The sequence below is a fragment of the Mesorhizobium sp. 43Arga genome (assembly GCF_053714255.1).
Genome location: NZ_JBSKBO010000002.1, coordinates 91,377 through 110,380 on the forward strand (window position 1 = coordinate 91,377; position 19,004 = coordinate 110,380).

The 19,004-nt window shown below is 59.2% G+C and carries 24 protein-coding genes and 2 tRNA genes; 11 read left to right on the forward strand and 15 right to left on the reverse strand.

The features are described 5' to 3' along the window. The first annotated feature begins 167 nt into the window (after positions 1–167). Complete coding sequence (locus tag ACWGS8_RS06770) at positions 168–800, forward strand: bleomycin resistance protein (protein WP_454580198.1); 633 nt, start codon at positions 168–170, stop codon at positions 798–800. A gap of 59 nt (positions 801–859) precedes the next feature. Here ACWGS8_RS06770 and ACWGS8_RS06775 read toward each other — a convergent pair whose 3' ends face one another. The 5 genes from ACWGS8_RS06775 to ACWGS8_RS06795 form a co-directional block, all read right to left on the reverse strand. Next, positions 860–1,756 carry a PopZ family protein gene (locus ACWGS8_RS06775; protein ID WP_454580199.1) on the reverse strand — a complete coding sequence of 299 codons (897 nt, stop codon included), beginning with the start codon at positions 1,754–1,756 and terminating at the stop codon, positions 860–862. A 295-nt stretch (positions 1,757–2,051) separates the two neighbouring features. Then, entirely contained in the window at positions 2,052–3,437 is a 1,386-nt protein-coding gene (locus ACWGS8_RS06780; protein ID WP_454580200.1) for a TolC family outer membrane protein, read from the reverse strand. Positions 3,438–3,616: 179 nt separating this feature from the next. Beyond that, positions 3,617–4,285: a protein-L-isoaspartate O-methyltransferase family protein gene (locus tag ACWGS8_RS06785; RefSeq protein WP_454580201.1), complete on the reverse strand. Its 669-nt coding sequence runs from the start codon at positions 4,283–4,285 to the stop codon at positions 3,617–3,619. 91 nt (positions 4,286–4,376) lie between these two features. Continuing rightward, a tRNA-Cys gene (locus tag ACWGS8_RS06790) sits at positions 4,377–4,450 on the reverse strand. Positions 4,451–4,942: 492 nt separating this feature from the next. Beyond that, the gene (locus tag ACWGS8_RS06795; protein WP_454580202.1) at positions 4,943–5,230 is read right to left on the reverse strand and encodes a hypothetical protein; all 288 of its coding nucleotides are present in this window, start codon (positions 5,228–5,230) and stop codon (positions 4,943–4,945) included. Between the two features lie 222 nt (positions 5,231–5,452). Between ACWGS8_RS06795 and ACWGS8_RS06800 the strand changes: the two genes are divergently transcribed. The 4 genes from ACWGS8_RS06800 (at position 5,453) to ACWGS8_RS06815 (ending at position 6,892) form a co-directional block, all read left to right on the forward strand. Beyond that, positions 5,453–5,527: transfer RNA gene (locus ACWGS8_RS06800), tRNA-Asn, on the forward strand. A 365-nt stretch (positions 5,528–5,892) separates the two neighbouring features. Beyond that, the gene (locus tag ACWGS8_RS06805; protein ID WP_454580203.1) at positions 5,893–6,234 is read left to right on the forward strand and encodes a hypothetical protein; all 342 of its coding nucleotides are present in this window, start codon (positions 5,893–5,895) and stop codon (positions 6,232–6,234) included. A 26-nt stretch (positions 6,235–6,260) separates the two neighbouring features. Beyond that, positions 6,261–6,494 carry a hypothetical protein gene (locus ACWGS8_RS06810; protein ID WP_454580204.1) on the forward strand — a complete coding sequence of 78 codons (234 nt, stop codon included), beginning with the start codon at positions 6,261–6,263 and terminating at the stop codon, positions 6,492–6,494. Between the two features lie 77 nt (positions 6,495–6,571). Then, positions 6,572–6,892: a hypothetical protein gene (locus tag ACWGS8_RS06815; RefSeq protein WP_454580205.1), complete on the forward strand. Its 321-nt coding sequence runs from the start codon at positions 6,572–6,574 to the stop codon at positions 6,890–6,892. Between the two features lie 420 nt (positions 6,893–7,312). On the opposite strand, the gene ACWGS8_RS06820 is transcribed toward ACWGS8_RS06815, so the two are convergent. From ACWGS8_RS06820 to ACWGS8_RS06850, 7 genes are all read right to left on the reverse strand, one after another. Continuing rightward, positions 7,313–8,404 (reverse strand): hypothetical protein, encoded by a 1,092-nt coding sequence (locus tag ACWGS8_RS06820; protein ID WP_454580206.1) that lies wholly within the window; start codon positions 8,402–8,404, stop codon positions 7,313–7,315. A 1,041-nt stretch (positions 8,405–9,445) separates the two neighbouring features. Further along, positions 9,446–10,420 carry a hypothetical protein gene (locus tag ACWGS8_RS06825; protein WP_454580207.1) on the reverse strand — a complete coding sequence of 325 codons (975 nt, stop codon included), beginning with the start codon at positions 10,418–10,420 and terminating at the stop codon, positions 9,446–9,448. Positions 10,421–10,423: 3 nt separating this feature from the next. Beyond that, entirely contained in the window at positions 10,424–11,005 is a 582-nt protein-coding gene (locus ACWGS8_RS06830; RefSeq protein ID WP_454580208.1) for a DUF6932 family protein, read from the reverse strand. A gap of 70 nt (positions 11,006–11,075) precedes the next feature. Next, positions 11,076–11,357 carry a hypothetical protein gene (locus ACWGS8_RS06835; RefSeq protein WP_454580209.1) on the reverse strand — a complete coding sequence of 94 codons (282 nt, stop codon included), beginning with the start codon at positions 11,355–11,357 and terminating at the stop codon, positions 11,076–11,078. A gap of 226 nt (positions 11,358–11,583) precedes the next feature. Then, positions 11,584–11,907 carry a hypothetical protein gene (locus ACWGS8_RS06840; RefSeq protein ID WP_454580210.1) on the reverse strand — a complete coding sequence of 108 codons (324 nt, stop codon included), beginning with the start codon at positions 11,905–11,907 and terminating at the stop codon, positions 11,584–11,586. Between the two features lie 309 nt (positions 11,908–12,216). Then, positions 12,217–12,567, reverse strand: a complete 351-nt coding sequence (locus ACWGS8_RS06845) for a hypothetical protein (RefSeq protein WP_454580211.1) — start codon at positions 12,565–12,567, stop codon at positions 12,217–12,219. 24 nt (positions 12,568–12,591) lie between these two features. Then, on the reverse strand, positions 12,592–12,903 hold the full coding sequence (locus ACWGS8_RS06850) for a hypothetical protein (protein WP_454580212.1): 312 nt from the start codon (positions 12,901–12,903) through the stop codon (positions 12,592–12,594). A 159-nt stretch (positions 12,904–13,062) separates the two neighbouring features. Here ACWGS8_RS06850 and ACWGS8_RS06855 point away from each other — a divergent pair, with 159 nt between their 5' ends. Beyond that, a complete protein-coding gene (locus ACWGS8_RS06855; protein ID WP_454580213.1) occupies positions 13,063–13,230 on the forward strand; it encodes a hypothetical protein in 168 nt (55 codons plus the stop codon). A 555-nt stretch (positions 13,231–13,785) separates the two neighbouring features. Here ACWGS8_RS06855 and ACWGS8_RS06860 read toward each other — a convergent pair. Continuing rightward, entirely contained in the window at positions 13,786–13,941 is a 156-nt protein-coding gene (locus ACWGS8_RS06860) for a hypothetical protein (protein ID WP_454580214.1), read from the reverse strand. A gap of 878 nt (positions 13,942–14,819) precedes the next feature. Here ACWGS8_RS06860 and ACWGS8_RS06865 point away from each other — a divergent pair. Beyond that, a complete protein-coding gene (locus ACWGS8_RS06865; RefSeq protein ID WP_454580215.1) occupies positions 14,820–15,014 on the forward strand; it encodes a hypothetical protein in 195 nt (64 codons plus the stop codon). Between the two features lie 491 nt (positions 15,015–15,505). On the opposite strand, the gene ACWGS8_RS06870 is transcribed toward ACWGS8_RS06865, so the two are convergent. Beyond that, positions 15,506–15,706, reverse strand: coding sequence for a hypothetical protein (locus ACWGS8_RS06870; RefSeq protein WP_454580216.1), 201 nt, complete (start codon positions 15,704–15,706; stop codon positions 15,506–15,508). Between the two features lie 234 nt (positions 15,707–15,940). Here ACWGS8_RS06870 and ACWGS8_RS06875 point away from each other — a divergent pair, with 234 nt between their 5' ends. Continuing rightward, positions 15,941–16,369: a cupin domain-containing protein gene (locus tag ACWGS8_RS06875; RefSeq protein ID WP_454580217.1), complete on the forward strand. Its 429-nt coding sequence runs from the start codon at positions 15,941–15,943 to the stop codon at positions 16,367–16,369. A 103-nt stretch (positions 16,370–16,472) separates the two neighbouring features. Here the strand turns inward: ACWGS8_RS06875 and ACWGS8_RS06880 are convergent, their stop codons facing one another. Next, complete coding sequence (locus tag ACWGS8_RS06880; protein WP_019858596.1) at positions 16,473–16,928, reverse strand: carboxymuconolactone decarboxylase family protein; 456 nt, start codon at positions 16,926–16,928, stop codon at positions 16,473–16,475. Positions 16,929–17,200: 272 nt separating this feature from the next. Between ACWGS8_RS06880 and ACWGS8_RS06885 the strand changes: the two genes are divergently transcribed. The 3 genes from ACWGS8_RS06885 to ACWGS8_RS06895 all read left to right on the forward strand — a co-directional run bounded on the left by ACWGS8_RS06885 (position 17,201) and on the right by ACWGS8_RS06895 (position 19,003). Beyond that, positions 17,201–17,959 carry a copper homeostasis protein CutC gene (locus ACWGS8_RS06885; RefSeq protein WP_454580218.1) on the forward strand — a complete coding sequence of 253 codons (759 nt, stop codon included), beginning with the start codon at positions 17,201–17,203 and terminating at the stop codon, positions 17,957–17,959. After that, positions 17,956–18,444 (forward strand): GNAT family N-acetyltransferase, encoded by a 489-nt coding sequence (locus ACWGS8_RS06890; protein ID WP_454580219.1) that lies wholly within the window; start codon positions 17,956–17,958, stop codon positions 18,442–18,444. The genes ACWGS8_RS06885 and ACWGS8_RS06890 overlap by 4 nt, the downstream gene beginning before the upstream one ends. 61 nt (positions 18,445–18,505) lie before the next feature. Beyond that, the gene (locus tag ACWGS8_RS06895; RefSeq protein WP_454580220.1) at positions 18,506–19,003 is read left to right on the forward strand and encodes an SRPBCC family protein; all 498 of its coding nucleotides are present in this window, start codon (positions 18,506–18,508) and stop codon (positions 19,001–19,003) included. Position 19,004: the final 1 nt, after the last annotated feature.

A 19,004-nucleotide genomic window follows, 5' to 3' on the forward strand; every position in this document is an offset into this window, starting at 1 on the left:
AAATAGGCGTGCCCGCGCTCATTTCAACGGAGGGTCGTGGCGCGAGGCACCCGCAGCTTGACCGTCGGGCGTCGTAGCCATATCGTGCGGACGCTGCAGTAGGGCGCATCGGCTTCCGGCCGGAGGGGCATTGCCCGCCTACGCCACCTCAACCCCGCAATGCGCCCATGCCGACCCTCGAACACCACAAGAAACAGGCCAAGCTCTATCTCAAATGGCACCGCGAGCGGTATTATCCCGTCGCCGCTGTGATTGGATGGCTCTTGCCGCGTTTTCACGATCTCAGCGACAGCCAGATCCTCGATCACGGCTTCAACCTTGCCGATGCCCAGGAACTCGTCGCCAGGAAGTCAGGTTTCGAGAGCTGGCAGGCACTGAAGGAAGGCCTTCAAACCGTGACCGATCATGCAGCAACAGACGCCGCAAAACCGCATCTCGCCTTTGCCGAGCCTCAGCTCTTTGTCTGCGACATTGTAGCAGCCTGCAATTTCTACCGGCAAAAGCTCGGCTTCGAGACGCGCTTCATCTATGGCGAGCCGCCCTTTTACGCCCAAATCATCCGCGATGGCGCACGGCTCAACCTGCGCCATGTCGACAAGCCTCCACTCGCCGCCAATTCGACCGATGACCTGCTGGCGGCGACGATCGTTGTCGACAACATCAAGGCTCTGTTTCTGGAGTATCAGGCGGCCATGGCCCCGTTCCACCAGACATTGCGGACCGAACCCTGGGGCGCCCGCACGTTCATCGTCAAGGATCCCGACGGCAACCTCATCTGCTTCGCCACCAGCGCAGGCTGACCTGATCGACGAAACCGCCGCCTCATGGGCGGCGTTTCGAGAGTGATCGTTGGAGGAGATTACTGCGCCCCGCGCGCCACGCGCTCGATTTCCTCCCGCACCAGGCGCTCGACCAGCGTCGGCAGATTGTTGTCGAGCCAGTCCTGCAGCATCGGCCGCAGCATCTCTTCGGCCATCTCGTCGAATGTCTTCTTGCTGCGGCTGGCAAAGGCATCGGACAGCTCGCCGAAGGCCGCGGCGACCTGCCGGCCCGTATGTTCGGAAAGAATTGCCGGGCGCGCCGCGGGCGCTTCGCTTGCCGCACGCGCCTGAGCGGCGCCTGCCGGAGCTTCGCTTGAAGAAGGCCGTTCGAAAGCAGCCTCCGCCACCGGTTCGCTCGTTGGCGCCTCCGGCTGGGCGACCGGCTTGCGGATGCTCCTGTCCGGTATCGCTTTCGCCTGCTCTCCGACCGCCGCGATCTCACGCCGCCAATCGGCGACGATGGCATCGCTTGTCGCGCCGGCCTGCGGGGCCTCAGTCTGCGAGACCCCAGCCTTCGAGACCCCAGCCTTCGAGACCCCAGCCTTCGAGACCATTGGCGCTCCGGCCGTGGCGGCTGGCGCCGGCTCGGCGGCGATCCTGGCGCTGACCTCGGCAAGCGTCATCGACGGCTTGACCGGCACGGGATCGGCACGCGTCTGCACCCCCATCCGCGCGATCATCGGCTCGGGCGAAGGCGCCTGGACTTCCGCGATCACGACCGGCTTGCTGACTTCGGGAGCGGCATGCAGTTCGGCGCGAAACGCATTGACATCGGCGGCCGGAGCCTCGTCCGGCGAAGGGTCCAGATCCTGCCGCAGCTCTTCGCCCTCACCCGGCTGCTTGCGGCCGTTGTCGCTGTCCTCGATGATCCTCCTGATGGAAGCCAGTATCTCTTCCATGGAAGGTTCGCGCTGTGCGCTGCTTGCCGTTGCCATCGTCACATCCGCCGCCCTTGTGACCTGTTAGTCTTCCGCTCCGGCAGAAGCCGGATTCGAATCATGGCGATAGCGTAACCGACGGAGCGCCGCACGAGAATCCCCAATCTGGGGACATGTGGGATTTCAACAGATTAGAGGCAATTCCGGGAAAAGTGTGAAATCGCCTTCCCGGGAAAAGCGCGTAGCGCGCCCTTCGCAATCGCGCCAATGCAAAAGCACAGGCACGAAACCGAAGCGGAACCGGTTTTCAAGCAAGGCTCGGACGGCTCGACGCGAGTCAAGCCACCGGCGCTTAGCGGCCGTCCGGCGTACGCAGGCCGAACCACTTGTCCTTGACGGCGTTGTAGTGCTCTTCGGGCTTGTACTTGGTGACCTGCAAGGCAAGCCGATCGACCGACAGGCGACCCATCGCCGACAGGATGGCATAGCTTGCCACCACCACATCGTGTTCGGAATTGGCCTGGTTGATCTTGGCGGTGATGACGGCGGCCTGCGCGTTGAGCACGTCAAGCGTGGTGCGCTGGCCGACATTGCGCTCTTCGATGACGCCATTCAGCGCCAGTTGCGCGGCGTCGATCACCTGCCTGTTGGCCGAGACGCTCTGCTGCGCGGCGGTGTATTGCGACCATGCGGTGGCAACGGCCTGGCGGACCTGGTCCCGGCTGACATCGACCTGGATACGGGCCTGGCCAAGCGATTCCTTGCCCTGGCGCACGAGCGCCGAGGTCCGGCCGCCCGAATAGATCGGAACGGTCAGCGTCGCGCCGATATTGGCCGAGGTCGAATTGCCGTTGGAGCCGGAGAGGTCGGGGATGGAGTTGCGGTAGTTTTCGGAAATACCCGCCGACGCCGTCAGCTGCGGCAACAGCGCGCCTTCCGCCGACTTCACCGAAAACGCGGCCGCATCAACGAGATGCTGGGTGGCGAGAATGGCCGGATGCTCATTCGCCCCGATCGCGATCGCCGCCTCCAGGCTCGACGGCAGCAGCCTGCCCAATGGAGCAGCCGGCTTGAGCTTGCCCGGCTCGTCGCCGACCACCTGGTGATAGGTCGCGGCGCTGGCCAGCGCCTGCGCGCGGGCGGCACTGAGCGAGGCCACCGCCGAGGCGCGCGACGCATCGGCCTGCGCGACGTCGGTGCGGGTACCTTCGCCGACTTCGAAACGCGACCTCGCCGCACGTGCCTGCTCGGTCAGGAACTGCAGGTTCTGCTCGGTCAGCACCGCGATCTGCCGATCCCGGATCACGTCCATGTAGGCAGTGGCCGCGCTGAAAAGGGTGTTCTCTTCGGTGTTGCGCAGGGTCTCCACCGACGCCTTCACCTGGGATTCCGCCGCCGCCACGTTGTTTTTCGTCTGAAAGCCGTCAAACAGCGACTGGTTGATCTGAATGCCGTAACCGCCACTCGTCAGCTTCGAGTTGCCACGGCTGTTGTCCAGGCGGGTGTTTGTATAATCGATGTTGGCCGATCCCGTGATCGTCGGGCGCCCGGTCGACTTGGCAATGGCCACGCCTTCGTCGGTGACGCGCACACCGGCGCGGGATGCATTCAGCGTGGAATTGTATTGATAGGCCTTGGCGAGCGCGCCGGTGATGGTTTCCGCCGAGGCGGTTAGTGGGGACAGCGCCGTCGCGGATACGAGGACGGCGGCAAAAAGGGTCTTGGATACAGACGGCACAGGTATATCCCTCATTCGTTTCCATGAGAACTGCGCCGCGCCGGCTTCTCGTTAGAGCAGCCGGAGTGGCGTGTTTCGTTCCCTGTCGCTCGGTCCCAAAGTGCCCCCAGTCTAGGATCAGCAACGATTGTTCAAATGTAAGCGACCATGACAAAGCCTCTGCTGCAAGGCAAAATCATTCAGAATTCAAAAGCATGCTCACGATCGAATCCCGGTAGTGGCTTAATTGCCGCATTAAATGCCCTTCTCCCGGTTACAACCCCCCCCGCCTTGAAAAAAAGTCGCGCCACGCCGGAATTGCCGCGCCCTTCGACCGCGACGAGTCGGCCGCCTTCGGCGAGTTGATCGAGCAACGGCGCCGGCACTTTCTCGACACTGCCGCCGATGAAGATGACGTCATAGGGTGCCTTGGCCGCATAGCCCTGCGCCAGCGCGCCCTGGACCACGGTCACATTGCCGCAGCCAAGGCCGGAAAGGGTCGATGTCGCGGTTTGCGCCAGCGCCGAATCGCTTTCGAGCGCCACGACCGACCTCGCCAGTCGCGATAGGATGGCCGAGGCGTAGCCGGTACCACTGCCGACATCGAGCGCCGAATCGGTCGCATTGATCTCGGCCAGCTGCATCAGCTTGGCCAGCGGCGATGCTTCCATGAGATAGCGGGCGCCATCGGCGCCGTCGGCAATGCGGATGTCCTCGTCGATATAGGCGAGATCACGCTGGCGGTCGCCGACGAAAACCTCGCGCGGCACTGTAAGCATGGCTTCCAGCAGCGGGGCGCTGGTCACGTCGGTGGTGCGAACCTGACCGTCGACCATTTTGACGCGAAGCTCGGAGAAATCAGCGCTCATGTTCCAACCAATCCGCTTGCCGCGCCAGAACCGCGGTTCATTTCGATGAGAACGTCAGGCTCCGGCGCTGAGCGCGCGGGAGCCCGGGTATTGGAGGCCTCGCCCGGAATCGAACCGGGGTGCAAGGATTTGCAGTCCTCTGCGTAACCACTCCGCCACGAGGCCTCATTGCTCCCGGCGTTCCACCCGGTTCCAATAGGTTGCGGCGAAAATGGCGTCAAGCGGCCACCACGCATTCCGCGCGGTTTCCTCTGCAAGAATCCGACCCTCCACATCGAGCGCCGTGGCCGCGGTGGGCCACCACGCATATTAGACGATCATTAAATATAGCAGGAGATCACGTGAAACTCCAAGCCCGCGCCAGCGTCGGGGAAAGAGGAGGACTGCGCCATGCGGCCGGCAAGCCCGAGCACCGAAACGAACGCCTGGGATGGCTTGTCGCGATCCGGATGCGAGGCGTTGCTGCGTTATGCCATCGACTGCCTTGCGATAGATGGCACCGCGAGGCTATCGCCGTGCGACCGTGCGCGCCTCGCCTCGGCTGCCGCCATTCCGAGGGAAATCCGCGAGGATTTGGACAGAAGTGCGGACCGAGAAGCCGATTCGCCAAAATCCCAAACCCGAACAAGGGCATAACGCCGCGGAAGGATGGCGCGATCAAAGGCCCGGCTTGGTGCCCGTCGTTCCATCCGGACGTCGCCGCCGCTCCCACCAGACGACGAAGCGGCGCCGGTGGCGCCGCACCATGGCGAATTCATAAGAGAGCACCAGCAATCCGATCGGAACCATCCAGAAGCCGAGAATCGGCAGAAAGCCGAGAATGCCGCCGATAGTCAAAAGAATGCCGATCGTGATTCTGAGGCCGCGTGACTGCGGCATGGTGAAGTCGCGCCCGAAAATCGAGATCTTTCGTGCCGGTATCCGGTTTTCGTCTGCTGCCGTCATCGCCAATGGCTGCCCGTCTGGTCGCTCGAAAAAGCCTGCTTACGAAAGCCGCGACCGCCGTTTCGGTTCCGCGCCCATCGCCAAGACGGCTAATATGAGGACGGCCGCCACCGATTGCGAGAAACCGCCGCGCGAAAAAGTCTCGGAAAAAAGCGAAATGCTTCTTTGCAAAGCCGAAAGGTGTTTGCTATAGGCTGCGCCACTTGCTCAAAGAGCCTCCGTTCCCCGGTAGCTCAGTGGTAGAGCAACCGGCTGTTAACCGGTTGGTCGCTGGTTCGAATCCGGCCCGGGGAGCCAACATTTTCAAAGGCTTAGTCGATCCCAACAAGCTCCTAGAAAACGGCTGATCTACAGCATATCTACAGAATCTGGTTTCGCTATGGACCTGTTTTGATGATTGCCGCGATCGGCGTGACGGAAGGCTTCGGACGAACTTCACCATCGCCCAACGCCCTTTCACGGCGGTAACAGGGTTCGATTCCCCTTGGGCGTACCAGACTTTTCAAGCACTTAGCGGCGATATATCCCCTCCCGTCGAATATCCGCTGAATAAACGCCCGCGAATTTGCCTGAACAGATTCGCCAGACAGGCCCCTCACCTGCCGTTGCTTTCGCTAGCGTTCCTGCGACTATCGACAGGTTCACGCGACATGGAGGGGCCCGTGGATCTCGACGAATTCATGTCGGAGACGCTTCGGCAAATCTTGTCTGGAATCACGGGAGGTTCAGGAAACAGACCTTGGCAAAAATGTGAATGCTGCCTTCCCCGGGGTTCTTGGGAGCAATTCGGCGATGCATCCCGAGTTTGGCGCATTTGGCAGGGTGGATTTCGACGTGGCGGTGACAGCGGCGATGATTTCATCGCCATCGCGTCATCGCAAGGTCAATTCCTGATCAGCTGGCAGGATGTCTCCGCGATTCAGGGTTCAAACGCCATAGAGGCTATGGAGGCGGCGACGCCGGGTGAGTTTGAGGAAATAGGAAGGGAGGGAGTATTGAGATGACGTTACTATCAGTCGGGCCGGCCGACATGGCCGACGATGAAAAGGTTATTGGAGCAGGCTACCAGCGTTGGCTCGCGCCCGTCCTGGTGGCAATTCCTCTGGTTGCGGCTTACTACCTAGACATCAAATGGGTCATGGCGATCAGTGCCGCCATTCTAATTTTTATGGCGCTTGAGAGCGGTGGACGACAGCACGATCTCTGCATCAGATTGCGGCGAACGAACTTGCTACTGGCTGAGAAAAACAGAGCCGAAAAGTAAGGCATTGCTGGCGGCTCGAAGTTCATCCCCGAGAATGCCGGCCGGCGCTGGTGTGAGGCTGCGGAAGGGAAGCGACAGTGGCGGAGCGTAGTGGTAAGACAGCATATCCGAAGATCGGCGTCTGGTATGACGGCGAAAACGAGATCCATCTCAGCATCGAGGGACAGGGTTTTTCGACCGTGAATGCCAGAGGATCGAGCGAAAGAGGTAATCCCCACCTGTTCAAAAAATTGGCAAGATATCTGCGCGATGCGGGCCTACCGGCGCCTGATTTGGGCAAGCTAAAAACGGAAAAAACTCTTCAGGAGGATGCGGCGCTGACGGTTGTCAAATGGGCGATGGAATTGACGAACGCGCTACAAGCCGCAAGGGAATTGGGCCTTCCTAATGGCCGTTGAGGTGGACGACATACCCATTGGTGACCGCATACTCACACAGGTGATGGCCAGGATGCTGATCGAGTAGAAACCCTCATCACTTGCGCTCGAAAATCGGCTTCCAGTCGCGATTCCGCTCCCGCTTCCGGCCTTCGTACTGAGGAATGCATGTCGAGAACACTGGGCGCTGATCGCGCGCCGTGCGAGCAGACGACAAAACCTGATGCATTGAATCGGGACAGGCAGTCTATGACCGCATATGCGTCGAGTTTAAAAGCACCTCCGAAGGTGCGAATCTGACTCAAACGAAACCCGCGAGTGGCTGTGAAACCACTCGATTTTAAACACTGGCGTATTAAACGCCTACTTCATGGGGCATCGTCATCGCAAACTCCGTAGTGACCTACCGTCCCCGAAATATGGGCGCCGGCGGCCCGTAAGTCAAGATGTCTCGCCCTCTGTCCGCTTCTGCTTCGCTGCCTTTCTAGGCTTTGACCGAACTCGCGCCCGAGGCCCCTCAGGCGGGGAAACGGTTTCGGTTTCCTCAGGCTGCTGTAGGACTTTGGCGGTTAGTTGGACTGGCTGGGACTTGAGAACCTCCTCCTGGGCAGCCACACGCTCCAGAGCGACGTTGAAATTGTAGACTCTCTTCCCAGGCTTCATGTCTTCTTGCAAAACTAGGTCTCGCGTCTCGCTGTGCCCGACGATCACCCGCCTCGGAGTGTTGTTGGTCCATAGCTCAACAATGAGATTGTCATTCATCAAGCGATTTTCAACCTTCAGGGCCAGCTTCTGAGTGTAACGAACCGGTGTATAGGTGTTCTCCTCATGCTTTTCCTGTATCCAGTAATTTATCGCGTACTCGATCTTGCAGAGGTTTTCCGCAGGAATGTTCGTAACGAATGACCGATTGATCGAATCACCGACAGAAAACCCAGCACCGTCCGGTTTATCATTGATACGAAGGAACGTAAAGCTGGCAGGTTTCTTCCCTGGAGGAGGAGTTGAAAATTTGTCATACTTTATAGACGACGCAAACGGCGCATCAACATCATCAACATAGCTTCTCACCTCCAGGATCGTTTCGGTTTCTAGGAAGAACATCTTTGCGGCATCGTCATACTCGGTTACTTTTACTACTTGCGTAATTGTCTCCGCATAGGGCTCTAACCAATCTCTCATTTTCTCTACGACATATTCGATGTGAGGGCCTTTTTGTTTTCGGAAAAGGATTCGAGCGCGAGTCTCAAACGGCTCTTCTTCAGGCCGAGCCAAAGAAACGATGCCTACAGCAGCACCACCGACGACAAATAGGGCAACCCCAGCCACCCAGCCTGCGAATACCGCTCCAAAATGGGTCGCCGGATCTACATTAAGGATTTTATACCAGACAGCCAAATATAGTCCGGCCGTTATGACCAATGTCAAAACCACTGCAAGCAGGATCGACAGTATGCGCCAGTCGATTAAGTGAACGTAGCGCCATACCTTTCGCCGAAACCAGCCAGCGGGCGCACTGCCTGTTACGCTCATAGAATGCCCCCAAAAGCGCCTTCCAAGAAACTTCGCGACCTCCGATGATATTTTAACGCCACGACAGAACAAGAGGGCACCTTCGCTCGCGGGCACGTTTCTTTTACTTCATCGGCGAGGGCGAGGGTTGCGCGAGGGGTTAGCCGTCCCTGCCTGTACATATAAGGACTTCTGCACACTTACCTGAATGCCGAAGCCTCGCAAAGCCAGCCCTTTCACGGCGGTAACAGGGGTTCGATTCCCCTTGGGCGTACCAACGATTTCAAACACTTAGCTTATCTTTGAAAAATCTCATCTATATTGGTCTGATATCAGCCTCTTGGCGATCGGTGGAGACGCATGGAACCGCCAAAAACCACCACAGACCCGCTATTCAGATACCAACTCTCCAGGCGAGGCTCCGCGGGACGCGCCCAGAATAGCAAGCCAGGGCTTTTTTCAGTGCCCATTTCAGGCTGGCTATGACGTAAAGCCTTCGCCACGCTCATGGTCGGCGCCCCCTCGCCATTGCGAGGCGACGCGCCGACACCCATCATTATTGCAATCTGTTCCCGAGGCCTAACCTGGGGAAGCCATGCCTACCCCGCGTCGAGCTGCGAATAGTGGATAGATCCGTTGCCGGCGGAAAGCATTGCTACAAGACGCATTGCGTACGTGCGGCGAGGTCACGATCAAAGCTGATACGCCTAATGATCTCGGTCACAGCGTCATGCTGGATCCGCGGTTTCATGGGAACGCGGCGACGGTGCCAAGCGTGCCATTGTCGAAGCGTTTTGCATTGCGCTCTATCTCGGCGCCGAGGCCGAGCGGCTTATTCTCGGAACATCCGATTTCGGTGACGGCGTTGATTGTGAGCGTGCTACCGCCTGCATGGCTTGGCGTGCGCGGCGCGTCGTTCGTTGGAGACGAGGTTTTCGATCGATACGAGGCTCACCTAAGAGCGAAGGCACGATTGGCTGTCATCCAACATCGGGCGGCTATCGAGCGGGTTGCGGCGGCTGATGGAGCATCGAAGCCTATTGAGTACTCAGGTCGACGATCTCATTCGCTGAAATCTGGCAGTGCGATGGCACTACCAGTCCCTCGATCATCTCGGGACAAACTTTTCAGCACGTAGTTTTCGCGTGCGACTTGGCCGTGACGCAATACTCGCTTGACTGAGGCCCTCATCGTAGCGTCGACCCCGACGAGTTCTCGGTTCCACCGTTCAAGATCAGAAGCGGTCAACAACAAGTCGACCCTTCCTTTCAGTGCTTCGCCGCCGACCACGCGGAACTCAAATTGGTGAGCGCTCGGCAAAACACCTGCAAGCTGGCCGCTTAAAGTTACCTCATCCTCTTCAATCGAGGTGCCGCTCGCCCTCTCAACTGCGCGTCCTACTGCATCCGCGCCGAATTGAAACTCGTTCTCTCCAGCGACCATACGCAAAGTCGCTCCATGCTGTCGCAACAGATCGAAGAAGACCCGTGCAGTCGCTATGATGCGTTGATCTGCCTCCGCAACGGTGGCTTGGAACTTCTCTTCGTCCGCCTCTCCGAAAACGTCGAGGAGCTTGGAGGCGTCCTCGACGGCTTCTTTGAGATTGGTCTCCATCAACTGAGCTTGGTCCCGAACTTCCTCCAAGAGGAAGCCGAACGATCCCCTGACGATGTTTGTGATGTGCATCGCTGCAGCGGACTTATTTGCTACTGGACCCTTCAGCCCTAGACCTGAGGTGTTTTTTGCCAAGACTTTGGCGACGAGGTCTTGGAAAGTCGCCAAAGCACCTGCGCCGAACTCAGCCTCAACACCCTTTGATCCAACAACGGGGCGACCGCCAAAAAACAATGCGGCGGAAGCATATGTTGCTGCCGGCTCTTCGCCTTCCGAAGCTATCTGTGCGTCCAGTTCCTCAAGTCGCGATTCGAGGCTAAGCCGCGTCAGCACATCGGCTTCTGTGATGCGATCAAGCAAGCCCACCACGGCTGCACGATCAGCCTTTGCGTGGTCTCTTTCGAGCTTTCTAATTGCGCTCATGGACTACGGTCCTCCGACAGCTGGGGCAGGCCCCAGGAACGCAACTGCATCTGTGTCGTCCGCCGCATTTTCCAACCTAACCTTTAACATGCCCTTCCATATGTCGTCGCCTCTGCGATGAGAAAACAGACCCAGATAGTATCGCGCCGCGTCAACAATGGTTTCAGGATGGCCGTTTAACTCAACGAATAAGGCATCCAGCCGGAAATTCAGCTTTACCTGTCCGCGATGAAAAAGGTGCAGATGACCGGCCACAAATGCATTCCAGTCCACCAACTGCAAGGCGTGCAAAGGGCGGTAGATGAACGAGACCGTGTCCAGATCATTAGGCTCTTTCGCTTCCAAGAAGCTACCGTCCAACCACTGAAAACCCTGAACGATTCCGGCGGCTCGAAGTTGCCCTCGGTGGGCCAGCCACTTCCGCAAGATGTCTCTCCGGTTATCAGTGGTTCCAAAAGTTATAGCCACCTCAACAGATGAAACCTCGTAGGGGCTTAGGTCTTCGGGGGCCCCGCCGGGTCCGTTTGGACCGACGTAAGGCGGCAACAGCCCGTCGATTGTAAATGAAGGTATCGGCACGCCCACTCCCCTCCCCGCCGACAGTCATAGCCGCCAGACCTGTCAAATGTCGATGGCTTCTCACAGCCCACTTCGATTAGGGACGTGGCGTCCAGCCTTTGCACTGCTCCGGCGTCATCGCATGGTTGGCGAACTGCAGGTTCCGGTCGTCCCGGCCGGCGGCACGGCATTCGCTGCAAATGATGATCTTGAGCAAATCCCAGTGCAAACAGCGCTGTTCCGGCCCGAACAGTTTGACCAGTTCAGCGGCATCCAGGACCGCTTTCCGCCTGCATGTGAGGCAGTCGACGGAGAGGCCTGTGCCCATCGCGAGCTTACTGCCAAGGGTGCCGTCAGAGAGTGGATATTCTTTGCCCACGGCGAACTCCAAAAGAGGTCGCCCCATCAACCGGTTCTTCACCGGACGTGGCGCCCAGCGGACGAGGTCAAATATCGAAAAAACCTGCGACAGCGGCCGATCCCAATCCTGCTATGCCACAGACCACGTTGTTCACGAAATCGGATTATGGGCGCCTCCGACCCCGCCAGGCGAAAAGCCCATGTGCGACACACTCCCTCATAGTGAGACCAACCCGCGCAGTCCGTCATCTATACTGAAACAGCTCCAGCGCTGTCCCAGGCCCAAACTTGTCCATGAGGAATTGGCAGACTACCGCTTGGTTGCCGACCTTCCTAAAAGACTCGAACCACTCGTTCTTGACCGCCTTGTAGCGGCGATATTCGCCCTCGTCGGCTGACATATCGTAGCCGATCGCGCCCAGCTTGAACCAGCCAGTTTCAATATTCGGGCACCACTCGGGCCCGGCTTCGCCGAGAGCATAGAGCTTCCGCCGTTCCTCTATCGTTTGAGCAAAACATTGAGACGCGACTAGCGATAGCGCGCACCCAAGCAGCAGCGATTTGAGCATCTCTTCATCCCCCTTGGGCGAAGAAAACACAAAGGCGGAAGGGTTGCAAATCGCCCAATAGGCTATGGTTTTGGGGGATCGACCTGACCGGCCGCGTCTTTGCTGATCGCGGCGTTATTCTGATCAACACACTTCTGCTCATCCGCGCTCGCCTTGCAGCTTTCGCGAATTTCTTCCTGAGAAGGGCCGCAGCCCGACAAGGACAAAGCAACCAAGGCGAGAATTGGATGGCGAGCTCTCATTACTTCACGATACACGACACCCTTACCGGAGCATAGATGCCGAACAGGCCGATCGCCGGCCGCAGGCCTAAAGAAGCCGGAAAAGTGCCAGAGCGACGATGTTGGCAAAAACGAGCGTGGGAAGATGGTACTTCAAAATCCTATTCAATTTCTCGTTCGCAGTATTGGTTGAGTGCAAAGCCATCGCGGCTAGTTCCCTGGCAGCGAACGCATCTCTTCTCGCACGGATCAGCAGCCCATCCAGCATGTCCTGCATAACCTCTTTTCGAGGAGGGTCATCGAAATGACCAAGTTCCCAAGCGACTTCGTTGTCCGCTCTCAAGAATATTAGGCTCGCGGTGTCAGTCGTGCCCGAGCTCGCAATCAACCGGTCAAGCGACGCGCGCTTTCGCTCCAACGAAGTTTCGTAGTTTGACATTCGTCCTCCCGGGAGACGAGCTAGTTATGGGGCTTCCTGCTCTAGCATCCCGGCGGCCTCACGGGTTAGCCACCTCATGCCTGAAGGTTTCGGAAACCGATCGTAAAGCGATCTCTGGTCGATCGGCGTACGCCCCGGATTTTCTTCATGCGCCGACCAGAGGCTCCAACCTTTGTATTTCGGACTATGGAGCCAAAGCTCTATCGCTGAAATCAACGAAGAAGGCGTTGCGGTCGCGAGAAGGCCCTCAAAGTCCTGGATATGCATAAACCCGATGGGGATGAGATCGTCGTCGACAATCTCCGCCCCTTTGACCTGCCGGATCTCGTGGGCCAACCGAAAGATCTCCGCTTGAAGTGTCGAGGACATATCCGGCCCGGGGAGCCAAACATTCCAAGCACTTACCGAACATGCAAAATCGCCGTTTTTGGCGATAGGTACGATTTAGGTACGCAACTCGACTTCGCTAGGCATTGATCTACACGCCGAGCGAGAATGACCATTGACTGCATTTTCGACGGTCTGATGCGGCTGCAGGGAGCCAAACCGAAAGGGAATTGGCGCGCCTTGGCCGCCTCTTGGACGATTCGCTTGGCTGGAGATCTGGCGACGGGAATTGCCGTCGGACTGGGAATCGTACTGGGATTGGCTCTTGCGGGCTGAGCCTTTACCTCGCCCTGTAGAGCGAGCACGCGGTGCCGGCCAAGGGGCTCGGACAGGTGTCGCCAACGCTATGGGAGATGCCCCGGCCGTTAGGAATTTCGGTGGCGAGTTGCTGAGCAGCTCGCCCACATAAACCAGGATTACGATCTGCGGTATCCGACCGGCTTTAACCTACCGATCTCCGGGCCCTCGCACTGCATCCCGGCCATTGACGCTTTGATCGCAGCGATTGCGCCAGGCGTGGAACACGCGGCCATCATGGCAGTTTGCGGCCGACACCCGGGACCTTCTCGGAAGCAAGGTTCGGTGGAGCGACTGAGGGACGGACCGCCACCGAAGCTGCGGGCTTCGCCGGGCACCCACGGCTAGGAATTCTTGTCGCCGTTTGGATTTGGTACCGGTGCCTCTCGCACGTCTCGCGGTGGCGGGTCGATATGTTTAGGCTCCGGCGAAGCTTCCTCGTCATGACGGGCAGCCGTCTTATTCGGGTCGGGCGCCGGCCGTGGCTCTTTGGCTTTATTTGGCATCAGTGTAGCCCTCCCGGCATGCGGACATTTACCTAAGGCCGACCGTTCCTTGATGCACCATGATAAGCCGTGCAACATCGTCTCGCTCATCGACGGCCGGGATGGCATAGGCCAGGCAATGGTTCTTCAATGCCTTGGCCAGCATGTCGAGTTCTTCAGAGCCTATATAGGTGGGGAAGGACATGGCGCTTCCTCCCTCGTCGGGGCGAAAGCATGATGTTCTCTTTCAAGCATCCGCGTGCCTCGGACCGGGAGCGGACGACAATGCATACTACGCCCTTCCACCATCCGGCGCTATTCACTTTGACGTACCGGCCCGTGGTGTTCCACTTCCTACACGGCGTTCATATGTGGGAACATTAGACCTCGCTAAAGGTTGCTGTAGCGGCAGGGGTTCCTACGCTCCAGCAAGTCCCGCGGTTCCTTGGGGCTCCTGTCGCTGCCGTGAATTGGCGGCGGGTCAACCAGGGAGAGATGCGGAATGCCCCTGTCCAATAAACTGCGCAACGTGGCCATAGAGTTTCAATGTCCGGCGTGTTCTCACTCGATGAAGAAAACGGGTTCGTGGGTGAGAACGATCGGCAGTTTCAAATGCGATGGCTGCAAGGCAAAGGTTCGGATTGGCTACGAACATAAGGTGGCGATGTTCGAACGCCACCTTCGAAAACTGTGATTTAATCGATATCGGGTTTCAGGCGTTGGAAATCTTGCTGGCAAACTATCCAGAAGACCTTGATCTCGCATTGTCGCTGCGGAAGCCATACGCCATCAAAGCAAGAAGGCGCCGGGGCGAGACACTGATTTATGGTGCGATAGCCATCCTTAGGACAGAGCAAGGAGCGCGCTACCCGCTCCCTGTGGCTGCAGTGGCGGAAGGTTTCCTTCGACGCGGTCAACCTGTTACCGCATGCACCATTTGCACGGCGGAACCCCAATGTTCGATCGCGACGCTAATGGCTAGGAGAATCCCAGCCATCTATGGCATTATATTCATGTGCGCTAATATGATGAGCGACGGACTTCATGAGACATTCCGAAACCGTCAGTTTTTGAAGCAGGAGCATGGCCGACACCAAACCGTCGACCCCAATTGTAGAAATCAGCCAATCCTTAGGCGAGTGGGTTGTTACGATCGTAACAACGGACGGCAACACCTATTCCAGAGCCTTCGAACGTGAGCCCGATGCCGTCGCTTTCGCTGTGAATCAGCGTTTGCATTTGGGATTGCAACTTCCGCCGCCCGACCAGTCGCCCTGAACTGGCACCTTGCCTAGGCCTTTGCCCTCCTGGACTGGCCCGGGGTCAGGAAGCCATCCTTTATCAGGTCCAACGCGTCGAGCGCGTCTTCATCCAACAAGTTTGTCAACGGCACTCCACCCACGCGCACAACCTTGTCGTTGTCTATGTCGTAGACCTCCCATCGTCCATCACTGACTCTTCGGATTGCGTGCCGTCGCTCCATAAGGTGTCTCTAATAAACGAGTCACCGAAGCGCTAGCAAGAAAACTCGATCCAAAGAGTTAACGGTGGAAAACCATGCTCGTTTTGGCAAGCTCCTGCGAATGACGCGCAAAGAGCCCGCGTCAAATCAGATCAAACTGGCAATCAGACTTTTCCACGAAGGCGAGTTCGCCGGCGCCATCACCTCAAATCGTCAAGCTCTTCCGAAAGGGAGCTGGCTTGCGTTGTGGTCGAGCATTGCTCGACCACAAGGGCAAAGAGAATGGCGAAACATGCCGCTCCCCTGGCTACCAGCCCAAGCGGACTATTCGGGAAAGCTCGGCAATGTCGCCATAGATCATCGAACCCTTGACGAGGAAACATTTGTTACCGAGAACTTTGGAGAGCGGGCTCGACGCGGTGCAAGCCGACCGGTCCTTGTCCTTGGCCTCGGCGTAGCCGATGCTGATGGCAAAGACAGCGATAGCAATCAGTATCGTCTTGCTCATATTGGGCCACCCAAGCCAGCGAGCCTCTGCAAAACACAGGGCGTAAGTGCGCGCATTTATATTAGCATCGACGCATATATGGCTTCATCCACCAATTAAATGAAGCCGGCGGAGACAAAAGAAGGAAGTCTTCGGCTGGTGGGTCGATTGAGCCATTCATCGCAATGTCGGGCGCTGCACCGCTTGCGCCCAGCTGTCCGCCGCGCGATAGATGCGTCCGTTCAGGGAGGACTCATGCGCAAAATCCTGGTTTCGTCGCTGATGGCCGCGGCTGCGCTTTACGCGAATTGCGCCCTTGCACTCGACAGCAGCACGCCTGTCGTCGTCACCCCGCTGGCATCGCGCACCACCACCGCTTCCGGCCAGCCAATCACGCTGCCGCAAAAGAACGTGCAGGTGCTGGTGTCGACCTTTGACATCGCGGTGGGCGCGACCTTGCCGGTGCACCGGCACCCCTTCCCGCGCTACGCCTATGTCGAGGCCGGAACGCTCAAGGTCACCAATGTCGAGACCGGCAACAGCAACACCTACAAGACCGGCGATTTCATCATCGAGATGATCGGCCAGTGGCATCAGGCCACCAATATCGGCGATGGCCCGGTCAAGCTCCTGGTCATCGACCAGGTCGAGGAAGGCGCCAAGAATACGGAATTGCGGCAGTAACGGCCAAGCGTCACGCTCATGCGCCGAAAGGCGAGAGGCAACGCGCCGCCCGCCTTCCCGCTCCGTAGCGGATAGCCATCCTGCCTCAAGCGCAGGACAGCGCTCAGCCCCAGCTGCCGACCATCTGTCGTGTCGTCGCGTTCAGCCGGTTGAAGGCGTTGATCAGGGCGATCTGGACGACCAGTGCCGCAAGCGCCTTTTCATCATAGTGGCGGGCGGCTTCGTCCCAGACATCGTCCGGCACGGCGTCGGGCCGGTCGGCGAGCCTCGTGCCGGCCTCGGCCAGCGCCAGGGCCGCCCTTTCGGCGTCGGTGAAGTAGGGCGTCTCGCGCCATGCCGCCAACGCAAAGATGCGCTCGTCCTTCTCGCCGGCCTTCTTCAGTTCGCGCGCGTGCATGTCGACGCAGAGGCTGCAGGCATTGATCTGGCTGGCGCGCAGATGAATGAGCTTGCGCGTCACATAGGGTATGTCGGCTGCCTCGGTCGACTTGTCCAACGCCAGCAGCGCCTGCAGGGCGCCTGGGATGAGCATCACGGGATTCTTGAGTCTGGCTTGCATGGTCTTCTCCTTTTGAAGCCTTTCGTCAGGACGTGTTTTGCCGAGCCCGGAAGCAGCGCATCCGGGATTTCAGCAGATGGAATTTCGGCTGTCGTCGCGCAGCTGCCGATCAATCAATAACCGGCCGGCTATGGGTTACTCATAACTGACCGGTTATAAGACTGTCAAGCCGGGAAATGTCGCCTGGTCCAAATGGCGGTGCGCCCTTCGCGCTTTCGCGCCAGCCGCCCGGGTGCTAGGGCTTTGCGCAACATCATGGACTGGATCGCCCCTTGACCACGGAAACCCGCCTCCCCCTCATCGAAATCTGCGTCGAAGGCATTGATGGCCTGCTCGCCGCGCAGGTTGCCGGCGCCGACCGGGTCGAACTGTGCGCCAGCCTGGTCGAGGGCGGTATCACGCCGAGCCTTGGCACGGTGCGCGCGGCTCTCGACCAGGCGACCGTGCCGTTTCACGTCATGGTGCGGCCGCGCGGCGGCGACTTTCTCTACAGCGAAACCGAATACCGCTCGATGCTCGCCGATGTCGCCGCGCTGCGCGATCTCGGCGTGCCTGGCGTGGTGTTCGGCTGCCTGAATGCCGACGGCACCATCGACGAGAAGCGCATGAGCGAACTGACGGAGGCCGCCGGCTCCCTCAACGTCACCTGCCATCGCGCCTTCGACATGACACGCGACCCGGCCGAAGCGCTGGAGGCGCTGATCCGCTGCAAGGTCGGCCGCGTGCTGACCAGCGGCCAGCGCGACACCGCGATCGAAGGCCTGTCCTTGCTGGCGGATCTGGTGCGGCAGGCTGGCGACCGCATCATCATCCTCGGTTGCGGCGGGCTCGATCTCGTCAACATCGCCGAGGTGCGCCAAAAGACCGGACTGGCCGAGATGCACTTCGCAGCGCTGAAGGACGTACCGAGCGCCATGAGCTACCGCAATCCCAAGGTCGGCATGGGCGGCTCCGACCTCGATCGCGAGTACCGCAACACAGTGACCGACACACCGCTGGTGGCGGCGACGATCGCGGCGGCCAGGGCATGACCTCGCCGATAGACCGCATAGCGCAACGCGACGAAGCGGACATATTGGCGCTCAACAACGAGCATGCCGCCGAACTGTCCTGGCTCGAAGCCGAGCGGCTGTCTTTCCTACTCGGCGAGGCGTTCTATGCACGGCGCATCGGCGATCTCGAAGCCTTCATCATGACCTTCGACCAGGAAGCCAATTACGACAGCCCGAATTTCCTCTGGTTTTGCGAACGCTACGAACGCTTCATCTATGTCGACCGCGTCGTCGTGGCGGCGCATGCAAGGGGTCGCGGCCATGCGCGCCGGCTCTATCAGGACCTGTTCGAGCATGCGGAGCGCGCCGGCCACACGCTGGTCACCTGCGAGGTCAACGCCGATCCGCCCAACCCCGCCTCGGATGCCTTCCACGCCGCGCTGGGCTTTGCCGAGGTCGGCGACGCGGTGATCCATGGCGGCAAGAAAGCGGTGCGTTATTACGTCAAGCAGATCGTCGCCTGATTGCTGGCCGAATAAAGAAGCTTCCCCTAATATACGCGTTCCACCAAATGGAGGAACCGCGATGCCAAGCAACGTCTTCCGCTTCGACGAAAGCTGGCACATTCCCGAGGGCACGCCGCAGCAAGTGTGGGACGTGCTCTCCGACGCCGAACTGCTGCCGCTCTGGTGGGGCGAGGTCTACAAGGAAGTGGTGCCCCTCGACGGCAAGGGCAAGGCGTCCGTCGGCTCGCGGGCAAGGGCACGGGCGCGGGGCGCACTGCCCTATGAACTGAACTTCATCATCGAGGCCGCCGAACTCGAGCCTGGCCGGCTGGTCGTCGTGAAAACCTTTGGCGACTTCGACGGGCTGTGGCGGGCCGAACTGTCGCCGTCGGGCAGCGGCACCCATGTCCAACTGACCTGGCAGGTCACGGTCGAGAGGCCGATCCTCAAATTCCTGGCGCCACTGCTGCGACCAGCCTTCGCCTGGAACCATCGCTGGACAACGCCACGCGGCGAAGCCGGCCTGCGGCGCTACCTCAGGCTCGCAACAACAGTGCCTCGGCGCGATGAGGCCTGAA